This window comes from Schleiferilactobacillus harbinensis DSM 16991 (genome assembly GCF_000425885.1).
In the GTDB taxonomy this organism is placed as follows: Bacteria; Bacillota; Bacilli; order Lactobacillales; family Lactobacillaceae; genus Schleiferilactobacillus; species Schleiferilactobacillus harbinensis.
Genome location: NZ_AUEH01000006.1, coordinates 75,052 through 92,777, shown reverse-complemented (window position 1 = coordinate 92,777; position 17,726 = coordinate 75,052). Strand labels below are relative to the sequence as shown.

Here is a 17,726-nt window from a genome sequence, read left to right as displayed (position 1 = left end):
AAAGGGAACGGCCCAAAAACTTGGTTTGGATCAGCCATGCCAGCACCTTGGTCAGTGAAATTGATGAGCGTCTTCTAAAATTCGCCTTTTTTGTCAGCTTGCTCAAGCCCACGAGTGACGAAAAACGAAGAATGATGTTCTTAAGTCCCAATTCAGTCCGTGTATGTTCTGTAATATTCATGGCGCGGCTCTCCTCTGTATCAGATTTTTGGTCGAATCAAGTATACAACGCAGGAGAGTCTGCGCTTATTTTTTTGCCAAAAAAGCCAGGAACCACGCATGTTTAACGTGATTTCCAGCTTTCAAGTTTCAGGTATCAACAAGTAGCAGGCAGACTGCTAATCAGCATCCACCGCAACAAGGCGCACATAGGCATCAGCATTTTTTTCAACATACGCCGTATCTTGACTATCTGCATAACCACCTTTAGTCTAAGCGATAGCTGTTCCACCATATTTATAATTGGTGAACCCTGCCTCTGGTTCAATCAAAGATTGTTGAAAGACAGTCCAATACTCAAACTGGGAAACAGATTGCGGATCGCCCCAATTATATTTGACATACTGACCAGAACAGCTGCCAATTCCCGTGGATACGTGCCGAACGTTTTTGAAGCCAAGGTCGGTAGCCCACTGCTTCCATTCCTTTTCAGACCAGAATTGACCTACGGTATCCAGTTCTGCCAATTTCTGCGCCAATTTCTGGGATCGCGGATCATTCTGGTAAGGGGCGAGCCCATCTTGAGCTCGCCGGGCATTGACCAAAGCCATGAAGTCCGTATTCACTTGATTTAAGTCCAAACTAGCAATCTGGCGATTGACTAGCCGGCGATACTCCGCATCACTGTATTTAGATGCGTCCACTTTCTAACTAACCGGGGGATCAGTCTGGTTGCCAGTATCCGGAACGGTCGTTCCGCCATTGGTGGTATTGCTGCCGCCGTTAGTAGAACCATTGCTATTACTGCCAGAATTGCTGCCATTGTTTGACGTGTTTCCACCATTGCCAGTCGGCCAAGCATAATTTTCTTGCTTCGCCTTGTCCGCATTGACGATTGTGGCCTGATTGGAATTGATTCAAACATTATCGCCGATCAGATACCATCAGACGCCTTGCGGGTCTGTCGTGACGATCAGCACCTTCCAGCGGCTGCCGCTGCGACCTGATCTTTTTTAACCTGCGGATAGGCAACCTTGTAAGCCCGTGTCCCATTGGTATCTTTAAGATATTCGTCTGCAAATATTTGTTGCTTTGGTGTCACATTGATCACCCACCTCCTGTACAAAATAAAAAGACGCACGGTTTGCACCGTTATCCACAGCTTTGCCTGCCACCTGCTCACCATCAATCCAAATATCTGGAACGTCAGTGACACTATCAAATTCGGTCCGTACTCGTTTCAAATCAAACCACCTCCGCGTATTAAAAAAGCCGCACAACGGCGGCTTCCTAAAGGAGAAAATGAAGAAAAGCGAATGATGGGAGTCGAACCCACATCGACAGGTTGGAAACCTGTTGCTCTACCACTGAACTACATTCGCAAATTGACGGGCGAGACGGCAGCCCCATCATGTAACCACATCCCGGAATAGTTGTGGTAGCTTGTACCTCTTGCGCTAAGAGGCCCTCGGTGACGCTTCTAAGACGTCACTCCATCACTCATATATGTAGACGGGCCAAAGCCCGCCAGATAATTGGTGCACCGCTCTTTTAAAATGATTCCAGGGGTGAATCAATATTTACGGTTTGCCGGTATCTCAATTATCTCATGCTACCATTATCACTGATTCAAACTGGGATTAATAGCGTTTCTAGTACCATCTTTATGCGAAACCATTCCGCGCTCCTCAGCTAGTAGCCAAAGCATGGCATATCGCTTCCGGTAAATCTGAGAATGGGCATAGCCAATCAGATTGCCCACGGTGTCCCAGTCGTAGTAATTTGATGAGCAATATCGCAAATCGAAAATTTGGCGCTGCTCCTTGTCAAATCTGGCAATTGCCCGGTTGCAGTCATCCCGCAAACTAATTAAGTATTGCAGCCGTTTGTTGGACTCCCGCCGTTGCAAAATCGCTTCTTGGGGCCGTGATATTGCAGATGAACGCCCGCCGCCAACATTCTGATCTGATGGTGTCCATGGATGGTCAATCTCATAAATTTTTTCGGCAATCTGGTGGTTCACAGTCTGGAAATCCTCAAACAGTTCATCTAAAGCGGCGAGTTTCTTCTTCGACAGTTCTTCCAATGGACCACTACTCCTTATCAATTGGCTTCCCGTTAACCCTAATTGACTTGGGAACCAGGCCAGCTTGTTTCAACCCTTCAATCGACGCTCCGATTCTCTCGTGAAAATCGTCGTTATCAATCATCGCCGCTGCCTGTGTGTATGAAAGAAACACGTACACACCAATCGCAAAAATCACGAACGCAATTTTAATCCACAGCAGTGGTGCAATAAGCGCCCCGATAAAACCCAACACAGACGGTGCTCCGTTTAGCAGCAGTTTCTTAAAGTATTTCAGTTTACGCTCACGCATTGATATTCCCTCCATTTGCCGTTTCTTCTACCTTCATTATACTTGATTACTAAGTGCGGGCTTTTAGCAAATCCTCCACACCATTCTTATTCTTGTACCGGTAAACGTACTTCAAGATGTTGCCGACCAGAAAGGTCCGGGCTGAATTGCCGTACAAATCGTAGCCCATGATATCCAGTCAAATACCCTTTACCAATTCGTACCACTTTAATTTCTGCTGTTTTATTTGACATAGCCTTTTGCCTCTTCCCGTTCGTAGTCTTGCAATTTCAATTCATCAATCTGCCGCTCCGTAAACAGTTCAGTCAGGTCGTCGTTTTGCTCTTCAATTCCCTGAACTTCTAGGTGGACCTTACGATCAGACCAAACCCGGTGGGTATACACGTATACTTGGTCTGTCCCGGGCACGTAAACTCGGTACAATTTGTCAGGCTGTGGCTCTGGGACCCAGCCATATAAATAGGCGTACATAAGCAGCTGCTGGTGATGTTCATCAACATAATTACCTTTATTCCTTAACCAAACACTTACCTCTCTGGGCATCATGGACATATTCAACAACCATTCTGGCACACCTTGCCCCGTGCATTTACCTACCCAGTCCCCCACCACTTTGGGTAATACGGTTTCTTCAGGATATGGATTGATAGCATCGATCATACCGTCCATCGCTTCAATTAACCCGCCAATGGTAAGTCCGTGGTCTAAATACCACTTCCGTACAAAATGCTTTGCTTCTTCCTTATTCATCGTTTACTCTCCGTTCTGTTCCACTTGCCATATTTATCTTGGTACCAGCGTCCACGATTGATCGCCCAATCCCCTATAAATACCGTGTTATGCTTGTCCAGTCCCAGCCTAAAAGCCGAAAGCTTGAAAAGCTTAATTACCTCAGCCTGAGTTCCCAGGTACCGTTCTTCCTCGGTTTCAAAATTGTACAGACGAAAATGTGCAATCGGTGGTCGGTGGATATGGACATCATGCATCAACTTGTTAATCCAGGACGGTGAGATACCCGAAATATCAGCAATTTCGTATGGCGAAAGACCCTGAAGAATTTGGCTTCTAACATAAGCAATGCGTTCCGCCTGATCAGATTTCTTTGCTTTGCTTACAGACACATTTTTCTTCTTACGCGGCTCTTCTTTCTCAATTGCTGCATGGATTGGGACCCACCGTGGATCGTCTCGTGGGGCGTGCTCCTTTTCCAGCTTAATGATTTGCTCCATCAGTTCTGGATGTTCCGATAGCCTAGCCACATCAATTACCCCCTGTGCTGCCGAAACCGCCATTGCGGGCGCCTGTGGCTGTATCGTCGTCGGTCAACAGGTAACTGCGGAAAATACCCTGCATGATGCGGTCGCCGGCATTGATGACAGCTGGCACCTGACCGATGTTCCAGAATTGACCCATGATTTCGTGTGGGTAGTAGTCACTGTCGATGATTCCGATGCTGTTCGGCATTACCAAGTGCCGCTTGCGTGGCAATGATGATCGAGAAACCAGCTCCAAATACTCATAGGGACCAAGTTTCGCCTTGATACCCGTCGGAATCAGCACAATCTTGCCGGGCTTAATGACCACCGTTCCCGCTGCTGCAATGTCGTAACCGGCAGAATACGCAGTTGCCCGTTGGGGCATTGGGCCGGTATACTCGGCGATTGGTTCAAAATGTCGTTCCATCAAATAGATACCTCCAAGTCTTCGTTAGTTGCGTTGACAATTCCTTCGTCCGTTATCGCAACAAACCAATCCCAACGGCCTGATCCTTTTCCGATAACCTGGCCCCGTTTACCCTTGAATCTTGGTATCGGTCCTACGTAGCGGACGGTCTCTCCGATGTGGTGTGTCATCTTCAGTCTCCTTCAATAATTTTCAGTGCGTCTTCCACAGAGCGGGCGACACCGTACAGTACCGGCTTCGTGCTTAGCCACACCGCAAAGCGTTCCTGGTCCGGTCGTAAACGGCCGGTTTCGTTCTTTACTTCAATAAAGAAAAACTTCCCATCACCCTTGCGGAAACCAAACAGGTCTGGAAATCCGCCGGGTAATCCTGTGGTAAAATACCGTCCATCGCTCTGCTTAACCGTGCCTACATTTGCCCGAAAAATTGAATGTCCAGCTTTCGAGACAGCCACTCGGATATCGTTTTGAATTTTTGCTTCTGCTGTCATAGAGTCGCCTCTTTAATTGGTATAGTTTTTCGTGGTGGTCACTAGCAATTAACATGACCGGGGTGCCTTTGTGAATAAATTATCCTTTCCAGACCAATTTTACCTTCGCCAGGTTTACATAACTCTAACCGTGGTCACTAGAAAAAGTTAGTGACCACGGGGCTCTTCCTTAGAGTCTCATAGGTTTGAGCCCTGGTGGTCACGTGGTCACTAACTTTCAAACTTTTCTCGTTTGTCGCGCCGTTTCCCCTTAATAGTATTAATTAATATTATTGTTTAAGGAAAAAGGGGTAGTAGTGACCACGATAGGGATTCAGTCTTACGGCCATGCGGGTCTAGGTGTGGTCACTAACTCGCAATTTAGTGACCACTTAGTGACCACTAGTGACCACCCGCCGCTCATAGCCCCGAGTGGATAGGCCGTCAATCCTCTTCTTTTTGGCTCTCCATCCCGGTTGGTTGTCCATGATGTACTTGATTTTCTTGGCCAGGGCTCGATTAGTGACCAGGTTGTTCTCGCCCATCAAGGACGCCAGCTGATTACTGGTAATGAAATCGTCGTGCCAGGTCTGGAGCAGACGTTCAATCTCGTCCTCCACTGCGTCTACATACATGAAGTTACGCCGATGTTCTTCTAGCATCTGCACCTGGTCTTTTGTCAGCGCGAAGCTGAACCCGGCTTTGTAATAGCTGACGAATTCGCCCCACAGCTGCTCCACCAGAGGTGGCTTTAGGTCCGTTACTGGGTGATACACCTGTGCGTCCAAGTCGGCCATGATCGGCAGGAACCGGCGTTCACCGGTCTTATCCTTGAGGTACGTATCTTCGTTGGTCGTCCGGGCCATCACGAAAGACTTAGCCCGCCGTTCTGGCCGTCGATTGTATGGTGACCGGAATTCCAGCTGTTCAGCGGATACGAATTTCTTCAGGTCCTCGAAGCTGCTATTGTTGGTGGCCGTCATCTCATCGTCATTGAGGATCAACGCCCGCAGCATGATCGCGTAACTGTCCTTATCTTTGAAGTCGGTGAACTGGTCGGTGTAATACTGCCCGCCCATCCGCTTCAGCAGCGTCGTCTTCCCAGCGCCCTGACCGCCGACTAGGTCCAGCACGTAATCGAACTTCATATCCGGTTGGTAGACTTTGGCCACCGCTCCGACGAAGAACAGCTTCGTAATGAGCGTGGTCACCGGAGACATCGGCGCCCCGAGAAATGTCGGCAGAAACGAATCCGCCCGTTCCTTCTTGTCCCAGTGCTGATAAGCCCTCTCCATGTACTCCTTCACCGGGTTGTACGCGTTGTCCCGCGAGACCTGGATCATTGCGGCGTTGAAGGCCTTGTCGTTGAACAGCACGTAGTATTTCTTCTCCAGATAGTTCAGGCAGAGAGAGACGATTTCATCGACCATCTGACCCTTAGCGATGTGCATCTGCTGGATTGGCTTCACCACGTCTACCTCGTGGGTGAATTCGTTGTACCGAAACGTGTTCATCAGCAGTGGATCGTGTTCGAGGGCCAGGACGACGTTATTAATACTGTTTGGGACCGGCATTCCGGTTTTCGTGTTGACTCGGAAATTAATGGTCATCGGGACAACGTTATTCTGCTTCGCCGCCAGTTGCTGCATTGCCTTCTTGTTGGCCAAGCTTCATCATCTCCCGTCGGTGCAGCTCTGTTTTGATAATGCTGTCAAACGTTTTCTCGAATTCCTTCTCATCGAGTGTCTTGGGCGTGTTGGCATTGGCCTGCTTAGCCAGTTCATAGGCCACTTGCGGATCCACATTACGAATCAGCAAAGCGCCAACGAAGGTGGCTAAGGCATTGTTCCGGCCGCCGGTCTCACCGAGTCCCTTGACAATCTGCTCAAACAGTTCCGCCGTGTTGGACTTGTGGCCCTTGAAGGCGGCTGGCCCTTGATAGGCAGCCTCTGCCGGCACGTCACGGTTGATGTCCTCAATGAGAGCGGCGGGCGGTTCAGCCATCGGCAGCTTGTTGGCCCACTTGTACTGTCCGCTGCCGACGGTACTGGGGGCAATCATCACGTAGTTATTGATGTGGGCCTTGATGTCCACCCCTGGCAGCCAACCGATATGCTGACTGACTTCGGTACCTTGAGGCTTGCGGTAAAACAGCTGCTTACCGCCGTGAGCCGTTGTCTGCATGAGCGTCTTCGGAAACCAGTTAAAATGTTTCAGCTCCCGAATTGATTTGAATCCGTCGGCTCCCCCTTCATGCCGGTCGATGTCGACCACGAAGAAGTCAACGGTCCGCACTGCGATCTGGGCATAGGGCTTCAGCAGCTAGATTTTTTCAATTTCTGATTCGGTCAGCGCGGGTTTATCCGCGAAAGTGATGAGCGGTTTCTTGTCCACCATGGGCAGCACGTAGAATCCGTTTCGTGCGTAATACTTAGCATAATTCACAAGATTCTTCATAAGTCCTCCCTTCTAACGGGCTTCTCACCCGTCCGGCGGTCTAATGACACTGCATCAGCTGATGGTCAGAAGGGAAGATCGTCGTCATCGATGTCGGTATCGTCACTCTTCGCGTCGCCCAGCAGGTCGTCATCATTGGACCGTAGATCCTTCGGCAGGTCCTTATCATCGACAGTAATGGGCTCCGGCTGTTCGGCTGGTTCGAAATCGTAATTCTTGTACGGGTACTGAGGATTCTTCTTGTTCTCCCGCACGGTGAGGTCCATCGTGACGATCTTGCCAATCGCTTGGCCGAAGTTGAAGGCCGCCACTAGATGGTCGATGTCCTCCCAGTCCTCCGGCTTAAGGGTAATGTCGCAGGCGTTCGCCAACTTGGCGATGAGCTTAATATGGCTGGAGATGACGCTGTCAGGGACTTTCTTACCACTCGCGGTGGTCTCATCGAGGTTGAACATGTTGTAATCCTTGGTACTGACGTGTTCGCCAGCATTGACTTCGGTGATGATCCGCAGACCGTCCCAGCCGCCGGGGGTGACGTGGTGGTCGATCGTGTTGACGATGACGGTATATTTCCCGGACGGCAGCCCCTCGAAGGAATTGGCGCTGTCCTTGGTTGCATCAAAACCGGCTAATACTTCTTGTGCTTTATCGAGTAAACTCATTATTTATCTTCTCCTTTAGTTTGAGGGCGTGTAGAAAACACGCCAGGGATATTGTTGAGGACACGCAAGATGCCCTTGTCCGTGATGTCGTCACGGTAATACTTCCGCCGCTGGTCGGTGATTCGGCGGATGTAGTTGGTGCCCACTCGCTTGGTTTGGATGACCAGGTCCGAGTTGCCGTTGATCACGTTGTAATATTTTGTCTTCAGGCTCGGAATTTTCCGCGTCTCGGTACCGACACCGTCGTTCACTTCGGCGATCCGGCTAATGTAAACGACGTTCATATCCAACGCTTTAAGCTCCAAGATAAATTCTTGAAAAATCGTGTTGAACATCGCGAAGCCGCGGCCATACGGCACATCAGGCAGCGTCTCCACCCGATTCCGGATAGCGATGGCCTGCTCCAGCATGACGACCAGGTCATCCACGACATCGACCACGATGGTCTGATAACCATGTTTTTCGTTCATGAGTGCCAGGATGATTTCGTCCAGCTGCTTGATGACGTCTTGCCGGAGGGTACTGTTGGGCCCTTTAATATTGCGAATCTGGATCGAGGGCGCCTTATTCTCCAGAGCGTTCCCATCCGTGTTGAGAAATAGCGGATTAGGGAAATGCTCGGCGAGATAAGACTTGCCGCTCATCGTCGCCCCCCAGATGAAGAAGTTGTGGGGCACGTCGATGGTTTTCTGCGGTTCGTTCGGTGGCAGAATACTCAACGGATAAAACCTCTTTTCTTAGCCTGGTACCACGCCCAGCCGGGTTTGTAACCGTGCAGCTTGGCGTAATACTGTAATTGGAGATAGTTCTCCAGCTGTTCTGGCCGTTTATCGGCCAGCCATTTGTACAATTCACTCGATCGGATCATGCGGGCAATCTTGATACGCTTCTGGGCGGCCGCCGATGGGGTGACTTCCACTAGGTCCACATCAACGTGCTGCGGTCCGTCGTTGTTGTCTTCCTTGGCCAAAGCGTGTCCGCAAAACGGACAGGTCGTTCGGCCCTTGCGGTAGAAACTTGCAAAGCAATACGGGCAGGTCGTTGGGGACGGAATATCGCTACGGTTTTTTTCTTCTTGCCCTCACCCGCCATCTGCCAATTACGTTCGTCGGTGGGTAGGCCGAAGCGGCTGAGGTTATCCACGTGGTCGATGATGATCGCCGTCTTCCCTTCTCGCGGGTTCATCGCTCGCACGGAAAACTGCAGGAACAGCGAAAGCGATTGCGTTGGCCGCATCATGATGACGCAATCCACATTCGGTAAATCCAGTCCTTCAGTGAACAGCTCCGCATTAGTCAGGACGGTGATCTTCCCCTCGCGGTACTGCTTGATGAGCCGATTCCGCTCCTCCTTTGGGGTGGCCCCGTCAACTTCTGCCGCCGTAATGCCGGCCGCATTGAAACTGTCGGCCAGGTGCCTGGCTGAGGCCACGTTGTATGCGTAAGCGATGGCTTGCATGCCATCAGCGTGTTCCTGATACATCTTCACGGCATTACTGAATACCTTCGGTTTCATGGCGTCAGCAACGGACGCTTCGTCGAACTCGCCGTTCGCCTTAAGTTTGAGTCCAACTGTCTCGATGCTCGGCGGGCAGAAGTACCGGATCGGTGCCAGAAAGCCGTTTTTGATGAGCCAGCCCATCTGCTGACCGGGAATGAGGCAGTCAGCTACATCCCCGAAACCCGCCCCGCTCATGCGCCAGGGAGTGGCTGTAACCATGATCCGCACAGCATCGGGAAAAGCGTCGATGATCCGGCGGTAGGACTTTGCCAACACGTGGTGGGCCTCATCAATTAAGATGACTGCTGGCTTAGGGATGGTGCCGGTGTGCCGTGTAAGTGTCTGAACCATGCCCATGGTGACCAGCGACATGTCAACGTCATTGCGCTTAAAGGTTTGCCGCGCCTGGTCCACCAGCTCCTTGCGATGGACCACGAATAGCACCCGGTTGCCCTTAAGCGTCGCCCGTCGAGCAATCTCGGCCATGATGACTGTTTTTCCTGTGCGAGGTGGCTGCTGCACCATGATGGCTCGCTTGCCTTCACGCATGGCGCCGACGATACGGCTGATGGTAAGCTGCTGGTAGTTGCGCAGCTTATACATGGTGCCCGTCAGAATCCTTGATAATGAGATTATCCATCGCCCACAACAGCATGGTCTCCACTGTGTCTCTCAGCGATAAGTTGGCGTCGGCGGCGACTGCCTTAACTTTCTGATGCATTTCGGCCGAGATAAAGATAGGCATAGTGCCCTGTGACTTTTTGCCGCCCCGGACGATGACCAGCTTGTTCTGCGGTGTGACGTCTGTTTTTGGTTTCATGATGTTTCCCTCCTAGCGGATCCGTGGTGACCAGTTGGTTTTTAGCTCTGCCCCAACAACAGTCGTGCCAGCTTCCAGGGCCACTTTGATTGACCGTTTGTCCACAACGTGTGTGACTTTCTTCGTCACAAATTGTGGTGGCAACAGCCGGTAGTCATCCGGTACCTGCACCGATGTTGATGCCTGAATTCAGACTGTCAGCGTGGGTGTTTTCACTTTATTAATTCCGGCGACCTGGAAAGCGTCAGTCAATGCTTGTTTCAAGCGATCACGATTACTTGTCAGCCCTCGCCGACGATCATTTAGTCGCTTGATTTCAGAGTCCACTTCGGCAATATCGTTATCTACCGACTTAATGACGTAAGCGTGCCAACCGCCTTCTCCTCGATGCCATCCTTGATGGATGCCAGCGTGTCTTTAATTGCTTCCGGGTCGCTCTCCGAGTCGGCAACTAATGCTGCCACCCTAGCGTAAGCACCCTGCAAATCGTATAATGTAGCCATAGTTAATTTCCTTTCTTGACCGTAGACGTGCCAGCGTCTGCGGCCTTTTCATTGGCTTCAATTTCGTCGATGTACTCAGTTAACAACCGGATTCGCACCGAGTATGTCAGAGCCTCATCATCATTGAAGTGTTCGCCCTCGATAATCATTTTGGTCAGTGCTTCCACGTTGTCTTGCCGATCACCGACCATTTCCCGATATAAATGAGTAGCTGACGTTTCGTAAATACTGGTTAGCATTACCGTTCCTCCATTTCTTTCTTGCGGTAGCTGATCAACAACCGCATGTAAATGCTGTCTGCTAACCGCTTCTGCCAATCGCTTGACGCTTGTGCTCGGTATGCTTCGACTGTCTATAACCGATACTGATCAATTGATTCCATTAAGATTTGCCGCCTTTGATTGCATTCTGGGCGATTTCCGGAAACCACTTTTTCATGAACTCTCCAAATGCTTCCGGCTCACATGTATAGCCCTTGACGCCTTCACGCGGGTACATTACACATTGCCCTCGCAGAACTTTCATGAACCGCGGAACTTGAAACACGTTGTCTGCAAACCAAGTTGGATTCTGGTGATATCGTTTTACCAATTCCGGCATTGTCCACCAGCCAGCCATGTCTGCTCTTGCGAGAGCAGTATCATGTTCAGCCACATATTCGTCGTCAACGACGTGAAGCCCAGTTGGCAGTTGGATCATCAAAGCCATTCCGTTGACGTTGGCTTCTATTTTTGTCCCCAGCAGCATGCCGCTCGCCTCCTTTCCAATTGTTACGGAACAGCTTGACAGCTTCGTGCCGGTTGGCCCAAACCGCTTTAACTTCTGACCAACAGGCACTGATGATGATGCCGCCAATGATGGCGGACGGGATGTCAATGACTAGCATGTGAATCAACCCTTTCATTTCTGCATTCGAGTGAGATAATGCTAAGCAGGAGGTACTGTTATGCATACGTATATCGTTTCGTGCGATCTCGATGCTTCAGCGCATAAATACAAAATTTTTTCACATAAAATACGAGAATATCCAAACTGGACAAGGATCACATTTTCGTGTTGGTGTATTAGAACCAACAAATCAGCACCCATACTATGCAGCGAGCTTAGAGAAGTCCTAGATTACAATGACAGCTTATTCGTGGCTGAACTGGCCCAAGAGGCAACCTGGTTCAACTTGCCCGAGGAAGTTACCAAATGGCTTAAAAATAATTGCTGACGTGTTTTTTGCCTTCCATCATGGTTCCTTCTTTCATAAACTTTCACGGCTCACCGGCCCCTGGAAGTGGGATAATCACTTCTGGAGGAGGTGGTTTTTTTGCCACAGATCATAAAGTTTGAAGACATCCCGGTAAATGATTTGAAGTATGAGTACATCTCGGCGGATGCCATGTCGCTTGAACCCAAGATCCTATTTCATTCACGAATTATGAAGCAACATATGAGTGAACGAGATGGTGTGGTTTACGGCTATCAAGAGTGGGAGGATGGGCACAAGCTCTTCTTAGCCCGCAAAGAGCACGGGTCTGATGCTGCAACTTACGTAAAGACAAACTACGAAATGCAGCAAATCAGTCGATAGGTCCCTGGCTGAATGAGCCATCGGCACTGGCCTTAAGCTCTCCCTCAGAATCAGAAAAGTGGATGCCGTCACCATCAATATTGACACGAAACTTTTCGTGCTCCTGGCCACCCGCAATGGCCCGGAGCATTTTTTGTAACTCGGTGGTGCTGAATTCAATTGTTAATTTCATCGTGCTTCCTCCGTTTCTTCTTTCTGTTTTGTGGGATAATGCTTTCGAGGTGACTTAAATGGTCCTTAGCAAGAAACAAATCAAGTGGCTAAAAAAAGTAAAATCCGGAATGTCAGAAGAAGAGCTTGCCGTCGCCGTTAAGAACAAAACATTTTTAAGTCTTGATCGAGATAACAATTTGATAAAAGTTGAATATCATCTTGACTTTGAAAATGGATGGGATTCGATGGCTTGGGATCCAAAGAAAGTATCGCTAACAGCAAAGGGGATGTCTGCTCTTGATGTCGAACTAGAAAGAAGAAGAACTGACATCAGAAATAATCTCTGGTTCCCAATAATTGTTGGATTCATAACATATTTATTGGGATTATTAACCGGAGCCATTTTCTTATAAGGCTAATGCTGTCAGCAATCCTAATAGCAGCCCCAATACCGCTGCTGTTGTAGCAACCATTTTGTTCTCATTCATCCATTGGACCAGTTCTCGAAAAAAGTCCATTACAGATTCCCCATTTCTCGCTCGATTGCTACTTCTCGTTATCATGTTTTACCGGCTGATCTAGGTACAGATCACTAAGACCAAGCAAATCTGCAATTTGATACACGTCTTCGGAGACAAGTTCCAGAACATCATTACCGCTCATAAGTGTTCCATCCTCATTCCTGAAATCGTGTGCCTCAACAATATCAATCAAGTCACCAAGTGCATCCTTTACGTTGTCAAAATCGCTACCAAATGCTTTCATTCTTAAGCCTCCTCAGACTGTCCGCTTCATTTCTTCGTCTCTACATCTACTTCATCCGGAAGCTCTTCGGTCGAGTCATACATCGCATTCAGGTAGTCGTTGATGATGGCTAACTTCTTTAGTTCAGCAACCAAATCATCGATTAGCTCCATCTTGTCTGTAGACTTTGTTGAGTATGGGCCGCCCTTTGGACCGATGGAGCTTCCAAGGTCAATTAGAATATCAGTCTGCCCAGGAAGAAAAGAGTGTCCAATTTCCGAGATGCGGTCTTCCACAACGCTGATCATGTCATCAAGCATTTGGAGCTTGATCTGCTTTGGCACTTTGATACTTGTCACGATGAAATACCTCCTAATATTCGTTGTCCCAGACGCGATATTTAATGGCGTGATCATTAACAACTGCCATGTAAATCTCGATGAGCCGCTTGTCGTTGCCAATAACATCAACTTTGTTAGTCTTGTTTCGCTTCGATAAAGATTGGCCTTCTCCAGCCATTCGGTTCCGCAGATTGGTAAGCCGTGTACTCAAGCTGCACCCACCTCGTTGTTCGACATCCTTGTAGATATCGTTCCGTGTGGCTTGATAGTCATCTCCACGCATATGTGCAATCTTAGTGATGATGTCCCGGGTAGCTCGCCGCCAGTCCATTGTGGATGTGCTGACGATTTCGGAGATGGCATCAACTTTGTGGTCGATTTGAGTTATCTTGCGTTCCTGTTCAGCCATGGCTTGAGCTGCCTGGATGGCAAACTGCGTTTGCGGGCTGAGACCTTGTAGATTGATCTGGGGCTTCGGATTAAAATAATTTTCTTCCAGGCTATCGAACATATCCCAGGCCTTATCCGTGCCAAGCATCTTCGAGTGGCGGGCCGCACCACGCTTGGTGTAAAGAATCAGGCTCTTGGCGTTCTTCCCGACAAGGGGTGAATTTAACCCTTTGTCCTTGAAATCCTTTAAAGCCGGGCCCTCTAGCTTGAAGAAGTGGCTGCCCTCGATAAACTTGTCGCGGTTCTTCTTGAAGTTATCCGCAATCCGATCCGACGTAGTTCCGTAGAGCTCTGCAAGCTGCTCTGTGGTCAGCACTCGCTGGCCTTGATTCTCGATTGGTGTTAATTCGTTCATTTAGAAACCTCCTTTTGTTCATCAAGTTTTTCGCTAAAAGCGTTATTGCTTCCAAAAAAAATATAGTCTTGAGGGATTGAATAAATTTTGCTAATCTTCCAGATCTGTTGCATTGTTAGATCAGACGAGTCCTTTTCCCAACGACGAAGGGTTGGCTCTGTTACACCCATCATTTTTGCTGCATCAGATTGGGGAAGCCCTTTGCGAACTCGCAGGTCTCTTAGTGTGTGCTTCAAGTAGACTGGCACTTTTTCAGGAATGTCCATGATTTCTTCCTCCTTTCTACATTGTCTATACTATCACGCTTTTAGCGAAATGCAGCAAAAATTTCGCCATCAACGAAAAATATTTTTCTAGCGACGTTGATTATTTTCGCTTTGGTGGTAGTATGGGAACCGTAGAAAACATTCTTACCACTAATAGGGGGAAACATTTTGGACGACATCAAGACAATATTTGCGAAGAACCTGCAACAGCTAATGGATTCTCGCGGCGAAAATTTGACGGAGCTGTCTGATCGCATTGGCGTCGCCTTCTCGACAGTATCGGACTGGTTGCATGCTAACAAAATGCCTCGCAGTGGGTCATTGCAAACAATTGCAGACCATTATGGCGTTAACATAAGCTATTTGACCACCGATCATAACCAACTAAATGTTTCCGGGATTGGCACGTACAAGTACATTCCCGCCGGTATTTCAGCCGGCGTTCTGTGCAGTGTGGATCCATTCACCTCCGATGAAATTGAGTCTATCCAAATATCTGACAAGGTTCTCGGCAAATATGCTGGCGACACAGATCTCCTGATGATGCATGTTAATGGGGAGTCGATGGACCAAACAATTCCCGATGGGTCTCTTATAGCTGTCAAGGCTTACAACGATATTCAGGATCTTCAAGACGGAGATATTGTTGTGTTTGCAGACGCCGGTGATTATGCCGTCAAGTACTTCTACAATGACCGCGAAAAAGAGATCATTACCTTTGTCCCAGATTCCACTGACAAACGTTTTCGGCCAATCACCTATACATACGAAGAACTGCAAGACGAAGATGTCAAGATAATTGGCAAGGTAGTGGTTTACGTGGTCGTTCTGTAACTTTTTTCGCCGCCCTGCTCTGCGAGGGGTAAAATACAGGGGTACCAATACGTCCAAACCCTGATGACGTTAAAAGCCGGGAAAAATAAAAAGCCCCAATCCGCTTGAGCGAATCAGAGGCTTAAGTTTGAACAAAATAATTATATTAATGGAAGAAAATCATGAAGAAGGCTGTTTTAGGATTATTGTTAGGATTGACGTTGCTACTCACGGCGTGCGGGCCAAATCCATCAGCCAGCAAATCATCAAGTAGTAAGGCACGTTCGGAAAGTGTGGCCAAAGCTAAGGCAGCGTCCGTTTCAAAGCGTAAAGCAAAGGCCAAAGCGGCAAGTATCGCCAAAACCAAAGCAGATAACGAGTCTAAGGCCAAGGCGTCGAGCCAGTCGGCGGCGGATGCAAGCAGCAAGTCTGCCGCACAAGCAGCCGCCAGCAGTTCAAACGTTGCTGCACAACAGGCCTCTAGTAGTTCAAGCGCGGTTCAACAGTCAAACACTCAACAGCAGGCGGCACAAAGTTCTTCACCTAATATTCAAAATCAGAGCGGGATCTCTTATGACACAAACACGCTGACTGGATTTCTCAATACTTATGGTGTATCTCCTGCCCTGTACAAGATGCAACATGACGGGATGTCTGCAAAAGAAGCGCTGAACAGCCTACCCGATGAAATGCTGACCTTTGGCGAGCAGCAAACCAAATGGCAACTGGATCATGGTGGCAAGCCCGATGGTCAGCAATAAACGAGCTTTTTGCTAGGGGGATAAGCTCGCATTCCAATGCGACCTTCCACGGGCCTCACGGCCCGTACATAGCACGGGGTTCTCGGATTTTAAATCCGTATACTAAAAAAGCCCACCCGAATCTCTTGGCCGAGACGGATGAGCAAAGGTGAGAAATTGAAGGAATAATGGAATGGGAGAGCGATGCCATGAAAGCCATTCGTAAGGCAACGCTCTTTGCATACCCTATTTTACCAGATTGGGAGGTAAACACAATGGCAAGCTTTCGCAAACGTGGGAAAACCTGGACATATTATGTCTACTACAAGGACAACAATGGCGACAAGCAGCAGTTGAATCATGGCGGCTACCCCACCAAAAAAATGGCCCAACTTGCGGCGGCAGAAATTGAGCAGCAGTACCGTCATGGCGCAGACCTGACTGCACACAAAATAAGCCTGATCTCGTACTGGGATAAGTGGATTAAGCTATACAAAGCTGGCAAGAATGCCCCGATCACCGAGCGCCGGTATTCTACCATCCGTAAACAACTAGTGGCCCACTTCGGTGAAGACACACAGCTCAACAATATTTGTAAAAATGATTGGCAAGAATTTCTGAACGAGTTTGGTGCTGACCGCACGAAAGACACGGTCAGCAAGCTCAATGGATATGTTCGGGCGATGGCTGAAAGTGCGGTCGCCGATCGGATAATTTACTCGAACTTCACCAAAGGAACAGTGCTGACTGGTTTAAATGGCAAGCCACGTGAGTTGAAGTATTTGCAACTGGATGACTTTGCTAAGCTCATCAAATACTGCACCAAGCACGCTCGCTTGCGGAGCGTCTACAATTACATGATCATTACCGGTGCCTTGACTGGTGCACGTTTTAGCGAGGTTGCTGCGTTGCAATGGCCTGACATTGATTGGGATACCGATACTATTCATATTACCAAGAGCTGGGACTACACCTATGGCGGCGGATTTAAGGCCACTAAGACGCCAAGCAGTGTGCGAGACATATCTATGCCTCCAGAGTTGGCAACTATACTGAAGCAATTACAGACGGCACAGCAGGAACGTTCACTTGCCACAGGATATCGAGACCCTAAACACATGGTTTTCCGTAACATAAGACACGAAGTACCCGGTGATAGTGCGATTAACAAGGCTCTCCACCAGGTCGAAGACGATTTAGGTATCACACCGCGGATTACATTTCATGGACTGCGTCATACTCACGTTAGCTATTTGCTGTCGCAGGACGTGGATATCTACTACATTTCGCAACGGCTGGGGCACTCCAATATCGAGATAACCATGCGTGTTTACAGCCACCTGCTGGATCAAGCCCGCAAGTCCCAGGACACTAAAGCCTTGACGGCCCTAAGCACTTTGGCCAGTTCTTAATGTCAGACTTTTGTCAGACTAAGTCTGACAACGTACAAAAGTCAGGAAAAATGAAAACCCCCGAAACGCCGTTGTATCAGCATTTTGGGGGTTCAGATCAACTCAAGAAAACTCAAAATAAGGAGAGTACAGGATTTGAACCTGCGCGCCGGTATTAGCCGGTTCGCCGGATTTCGAGTCCGGTGCATTACCACTCTGCCAACTCTCCAGAACGCATACTATCTTACCAAAAACATGCGTCC

At 48.8% G+C, this 17,726-nt stretch carries 27 protein-coding genes, 2 tRNA genes and 4 pseudogenes; 5 read left to right on the top strand and 28 right to left on the bottom strand.

Annotation, left to right across the window (positions count from 1 at the left end; all coding sequences use genetic code 11):
• The 22 genes and pseudogenes from H627_RS19950 to H627_RS19050 all read right to left on the bottom strand — a co-directional run.
• Positions 1-181 (bottom strand): annotated as a pseudogene (locus H627_RS19950) (IS4 family transposase); the annotation flags it as partial.
• A 250-nt stretch (positions 182-431) separates the two neighbouring features.
• A complete protein-coding gene (locus tag H627_RS0103185) occupies positions 432-863 on the bottom strand; it encodes a spore germination YkwD domain-containing protein (protein WP_027827763.1) in 432 nt (143 codons plus the stop codon).
• A 275-nt stretch (positions 864-1,138) separates the two neighbouring features.
• A pseudogene (locus H627_RS19590) lies at positions 1,139-1,261 on the bottom strand (terminase small subunit); the annotation flags it as partial.
• A 209-nt stretch (positions 1,262-1,470) separates the two neighbouring features.
• Positions 1,471-1,541 (bottom strand) — tRNA-Gly (locus tag H627_RS0103175).
• A gap of 239 nt (positions 1,542-1,780) precedes the next feature.
• A complete protein-coding gene (locus H627_RS0103170) occupies positions 1,781-2,245 on the bottom strand; it encodes a DUF722 domain-containing protein (protein WP_027827761.1) in 465 nt (154 codons plus the stop codon).
• Positions 2,246-2,252: 7 nt separating this feature from the next.
• On the bottom strand, positions 2,253-2,537 hold the full coding sequence (locus tag H627_RS0103165; RefSeq protein WP_027827760.1) for a hypothetical protein: 285 nt from the start codon (positions 2,535-2,537) through the stop codon (positions 2,253-2,255).
• 49 nt (positions 2,538-2,586) lie between these two features.
• On the bottom strand, positions 2,587-2,706 hold the full coding sequence (locus H627_RS19585; protein ID WP_081674590.1) for a DUF3310 domain-containing protein: 120 nt from the start codon (positions 2,704-2,706) through the stop codon (positions 2,587-2,589).
• Between the two features lie 53 nt (positions 2,707-2,759).
• On the bottom strand, positions 2,760-3,287 hold the full coding sequence (locus tag H627_RS0103155) for a DUF1642 domain-containing protein (protein ID WP_027827759.1): 528 nt from the start codon (positions 3,285-3,287) through the stop codon (positions 2,760-2,762).
• A complete protein-coding gene (locus tag H627_RS0103150) occupies positions 3,284-3,829 on the bottom strand; it encodes a hypothetical protein (RefSeq protein ID WP_155827889.1) in 546 nt (181 codons plus the stop codon). The genes H627_RS0103155 and H627_RS0103150 overlap by 4 nt, the downstream gene beginning before the upstream one ends.
• Positions 3,798-4,220, bottom strand: coding sequence for a dUTP diphosphatase (dut, locus tag H627_RS0103145; protein ID WP_027827757.1), 423 nt, complete (start codon positions 4,218-4,220; stop codon positions 3,798-3,800). The genes H627_RS0103150 and dut overlap by 32 nt, the downstream gene beginning before the upstream one ends.
• Before the next feature lie 172 nt (positions 4,221-4,392).
• Positions 4,393-4,710, bottom strand: a complete 318-nt coding sequence (locus tag H627_RS0103135; RefSeq protein WP_027827756.1) for a VRR-NUC domain-containing protein — start codon at positions 4,708-4,710, stop codon at positions 4,393-4,395.
• Positions 4,711-5,081: 371 nt separating this feature from the next.
• Positions 5,082-6,338 carry a virulence-associated E family protein gene (locus H627_RS0103130; RefSeq protein ID WP_027827755.1) on the bottom strand — a complete coding sequence of 419 codons (1,257 nt, stop codon included), beginning with the start codon at positions 6,336-6,338 and terminating at the stop codon, positions 5,082-5,084.
• Positions 6,310-7,146, bottom strand: a pseudogene (locus tag H627_RS16770) (bifunctional DNA primase/polymerase). The gene H627_RS0103130 and the pseudogene H627_RS16770 overlap by 29 nt, the downstream one beginning before the upstream one ends.
• Positions 7,147-7,211: 65 nt before the next feature.
• Positions 7,212-7,808, bottom strand: coding sequence for a DUF669 domain-containing protein (locus H627_RS16765; protein WP_226999165.1), 597 nt, complete (start codon positions 7,806-7,808; stop codon positions 7,212-7,214).
• A complete protein-coding gene (locus H627_RS16760; RefSeq protein WP_051225126.1) occupies positions 7,808-8,527 on the bottom strand; it encodes an AAA family ATPase in 720 nt (239 codons plus the stop codon). Before H627_RS16760 ends, H627_RS16765 begins: the two co-directional genes overlap by 1 nt.
• Entirely contained in the window at positions 8,524-8,778 is a 255-nt protein-coding gene (locus H627_RS20585) for a hypothetical protein (protein ID WP_035439869.1), read from the bottom strand. The genes H627_RS16760 and H627_RS20585 overlap by 4 nt, the downstream gene beginning before the upstream one ends.
• Positions 8,727-9,911, bottom strand: coding sequence for a DEAD/DEAH box helicase (locus H627_RS19055; RefSeq protein ID WP_226999166.1), 1,185 nt, complete (start codon positions 9,909-9,911; stop codon positions 8,727-8,729). Before H627_RS19055 ends, H627_RS20585 begins: the two co-directional genes overlap by 52 nt.
• Positions 9,904-10,128 (bottom strand): hypothetical protein, encoded by a 225-nt coding sequence (locus tag H627_RS0103105; RefSeq protein WP_027827754.1) that lies wholly within the window; start codon positions 10,126-10,128, stop codon positions 9,904-9,906. Before H627_RS0103105 ends, H627_RS19055 begins: the two co-directional genes overlap by 8 nt.
• A 12-nt stretch (positions 10,129-10,140) precedes the next feature.
• Positions 10,141-10,455, bottom strand: a pseudogene (locus tag H627_RS20860) (siphovirus Gp157 family protein).
• A gap of 17 nt (positions 10,456-10,472) precedes the next feature.
• Entirely contained in the window at positions 10,473-10,631 is a 159-nt protein-coding gene (locus H627_RS19945) for a siphovirus Gp157 family protein (protein WP_155827888.1), read from the bottom strand.
• Between the two features lie 2 nt (positions 10,632-10,633).
• On the bottom strand, positions 10,634-10,870 hold the full coding sequence (locus H627_RS0103090) for a hypothetical protein (RefSeq protein ID WP_027827753.1): 237 nt from the start codon (positions 10,868-10,870) through the stop codon (positions 10,634-10,636).
• Between the two features lie 142 nt (positions 10,871-11,012).
• On the bottom strand, positions 11,013-11,378 hold the full coding sequence (locus tag H627_RS19050) for a DUF771 domain-containing protein (RefSeq protein WP_051225125.1): 366 nt from the start codon (positions 11,376-11,378) through the stop codon (positions 11,013-11,015).
• Positions 11,379-11,946: 568 nt separating this feature from the next.
• Between H627_RS19050 and H627_RS0103075 the strand changes: the two genes are divergently transcribed.
• On the top strand, positions 11,947-12,210 hold the full coding sequence (locus H627_RS0103075) for a hypothetical protein (protein WP_027827751.1): 264 nt from the start codon (positions 11,947-11,949) through the stop codon (positions 12,208-12,210).
• Here H627_RS0103075 and H627_RS0103070 read toward each other — a convergent pair.
• Positions 12,200-12,382, bottom strand: coding sequence for a hypothetical protein (locus tag H627_RS0103070; protein WP_027827750.1), 183 nt, complete (start codon positions 12,380-12,382; stop codon positions 12,200-12,202). The two genes, H627_RS0103075 and H627_RS0103070, sit on opposite strands and share 11 nt — an antisense overlap.
• Before the next feature lie 58 nt (positions 12,383-12,440).
• Between H627_RS0103070 and H627_RS0103065 the strand changes: the two genes are divergently transcribed.
• A complete protein-coding gene (locus H627_RS0103065; RefSeq protein WP_027827749.1) occupies positions 12,441-12,776 on the top strand; it encodes a hypothetical protein in 336 nt (111 codons plus the stop codon).
• 133 nt (positions 12,777-12,909) lie between these two features.
• On the opposite strand, the gene H627_RS0103055 is transcribed toward H627_RS0103065, so the two are convergent.
• The 4 genes from H627_RS0103055 to H627_RS16745 are packed head-to-tail and all read right to left on the bottom strand — an operon-like array spanning position 12,910 to position 14,519.
• Complete coding sequence (locus H627_RS0103055; protein ID WP_027827748.1) at positions 12,910-13,128, bottom strand: hypothetical protein; 219 nt, start codon at positions 13,126-13,128, stop codon at positions 12,910-12,912.
• Between the two features lie 26 nt (positions 13,129-13,154).
• A complete protein-coding gene (locus H627_RS0103050; RefSeq protein WP_027827747.1) occupies positions 13,155-13,466 on the bottom strand; it encodes a hypothetical protein in 312 nt (103 codons plus the stop codon).
• A 13-nt stretch (positions 13,467-13,479) separates the two neighbouring features.
• Positions 13,480-14,253 carry an ORF6N domain-containing protein gene (locus H627_RS0103045; RefSeq protein ID WP_027827746.1) on the bottom strand — a complete coding sequence of 258 codons (774 nt, stop codon included), beginning with the start codon at positions 14,251-14,253 and terminating at the stop codon, positions 13,480-13,482.
• On the bottom strand, positions 14,250-14,519 hold the full coding sequence (locus tag H627_RS16745; RefSeq protein ID WP_035439868.1) for a helix-turn-helix transcriptional regulator: 270 nt from the start codon (positions 14,517-14,519) through the stop codon (positions 14,250-14,252). Before H627_RS16745 ends, H627_RS0103045 begins: the two co-directional genes overlap by 4 nt.
• A gap of 168 nt (positions 14,520-14,687) precedes the next feature.
• Between H627_RS16745 and H627_RS0103035 the strand changes: the two genes are divergently transcribed.
• From H627_RS0103035 to H627_RS0103025, 3 genes are all read left to right on the top strand, one after another.
• Positions 14,688-15,353 carry a LexA family protein gene (locus tag H627_RS0103035; protein ID WP_027827745.1) on the top strand — a complete coding sequence of 222 codons (666 nt, stop codon included), beginning with the start codon at positions 14,688-14,690 and terminating at the stop codon, positions 15,351-15,353.
• 161 nt (positions 15,354-15,514) lie between these two features.
• Positions 15,515-16,093 carry a hypothetical protein gene (locus H627_RS16740; protein WP_051225123.1) on the top strand — a complete coding sequence of 193 codons (579 nt, stop codon included), beginning with the start codon at positions 15,515-15,517 and terminating at the stop codon, positions 16,091-16,093.
• A gap of 254 nt (positions 16,094-16,347) precedes the next feature.
• The gene (locus H627_RS0103025; protein ID WP_027827744.1) at positions 16,348-17,484 is read left to right on the top strand and encodes a site-specific integrase; all 1,137 of its coding nucleotides are present in this window, start codon (positions 16,348-16,350) and stop codon (positions 17,482-17,484) included.
• A gap of 120 nt (positions 17,485-17,604) precedes the next feature.
• Here the strand turns inward: H627_RS0103025 and H627_RS0103020 are convergent.
• A tRNA-Ser gene (locus H627_RS0103020) sits at positions 17,605-17,692 on the bottom strand.
• Between the last annotated feature and the right edge of the window lie 34 nt (positions 17,693-17,726).

What these genes read in the sequence shown, in the direction of transcription:
- H627_RS0103065 (WP_027827749.1), top strand. Translation starts at nt 12,441, where the DNA reads ATGGTCCTTAGCAAGAAACAAATCAAGTGGCTAAAAAAAGTAAAATCC.
- H627_RS0103130 (WP_027827755.1), bottom strand. Translation starts at nt 6,338, where the DNA reads ATGCAGCAACTGGCGGCGAAGCAGAATAACGTTGTCCCGATGACCATT.
- H627_RS0103105 (WP_027827754.1), bottom strand. Translation starts at nt 10,128, where the DNA reads ATGAAACCAAAAACAGACGTCACACCGCAGAACAAGCTGGTCATCGTC.
- H627_RS19945 (WP_155827888.1), bottom strand. Translation starts at nt 10,631, where the DNA reads ATGGCTACATTATACGATTTGCAGGGTGCTTACGCTAGGGTGGCAGCA.
- H627_RS0103155 (WP_027827759.1), bottom strand. Translation starts at nt 3,287, where the DNA reads ATGAATAAGGAAGAAGCAAAGCATTTTGTACGGAAGTGGTATTTAGAC.
- H627_RS0103150 (WP_155827889.1), bottom strand. Translation starts at nt 3,829, where the DNA reads ATGGCGGTTTCGGCAGCACAGGGGGTAATTGATGTGGCTAGGCTATCG.
- H627_RS0103070 (WP_027827750.1), bottom strand. Translation starts at nt 12,382, where the DNA reads ATGAAATTAACAATTGAATTCAGCACCACCGAGTTACAAAAAATGCTC.
- H627_RS16765 (WP_226999165.1), bottom strand. Translation starts at nt 7,808, where the DNA reads ATGAGTTTACTCGATAAAGCACAAGAAGTATTAGCCGGTTTTGATGCA.
- H627_RS0103045 (WP_027827746.1), bottom strand. Translation starts at nt 14,253, where the DNA reads ATGAACGAATTAACACCAATCGAGAATCAAGGCCAGCGAGTGCTGACC.
- H627_RS0103055 (WP_027827748.1), bottom strand. Translation starts at nt 13,128, where the DNA reads ATGAAAGCATTTGGTAGCGATTTTGACAACGTAAAGGATGCACTTGGT.
- H627_RS0103165 (WP_027827760.1), bottom strand. Translation starts at nt 2,537, where the DNA reads ATGCGTGAGCGTAAACTGAAATACTTTAAGAAACTGCTGCTAAACGGA.
- H627_RS19585 (WP_081674590.1), bottom strand. Translation starts at nt 2,706, where the DNA reads ATGGGCTACGATTTGTACGGCAATTCAGCCCGGACCTTTCTGGTCGGC.
- H627_RS19055 (WP_226999166.1), bottom strand. Translation starts at nt 9,911, where the DNA reads ATGTATAAGCTGCGCAACTACCAGCAGCTTACCATCAGCCGTATCGTC.
- H627_RS0103025 (WP_027827744.1), top strand. Translation starts at nt 16,348, where the DNA reads ATGGCAAGCTTTCGCAAACGTGGGAAAACCTGGACATATTATGTCTAC.
- H627_RS16740 (WP_051225123.1), top strand. Translation starts at nt 15,515, where the DNA reads ATGAAGAAGGCTGTTTTAGGATTATTGTTAGGATTGACGTTGCTACTC.
- dut (WP_027827757.1), bottom strand. Translation starts at nt 4,220, where the DNA reads ATGGAACGACATTTTGAACCAATCGCCGAGTATACCGGCCCAATGCCC.
- H627_RS16745 (WP_035439868.1), bottom strand. Translation starts at nt 14,519, where the DNA reads ATGGACATTCCTGAAAAAGTGCCAGTCTACTTGAAGCACACACTAAGA.
- H627_RS19050 (WP_051225125.1), bottom strand. Translation starts at nt 11,378, where the DNA reads ATGCTGCTGGGGACAAAAATAGAAGCCAACGTCAACGGAATGGCTTTG.
- H627_RS0103135 (WP_027827756.1), bottom strand. Translation starts at nt 4,710, where the DNA reads ATGACAGCAGAAGCAAAAATTCAAAACGATATCCGAGTGGCTGTCTCG.
- H627_RS0103090 (WP_027827753.1), bottom strand. Translation starts at nt 10,870, where the DNA reads ATGCTAACCAGTATTTACGAAACGTCAGCTACTCATTTATATCGGGAA.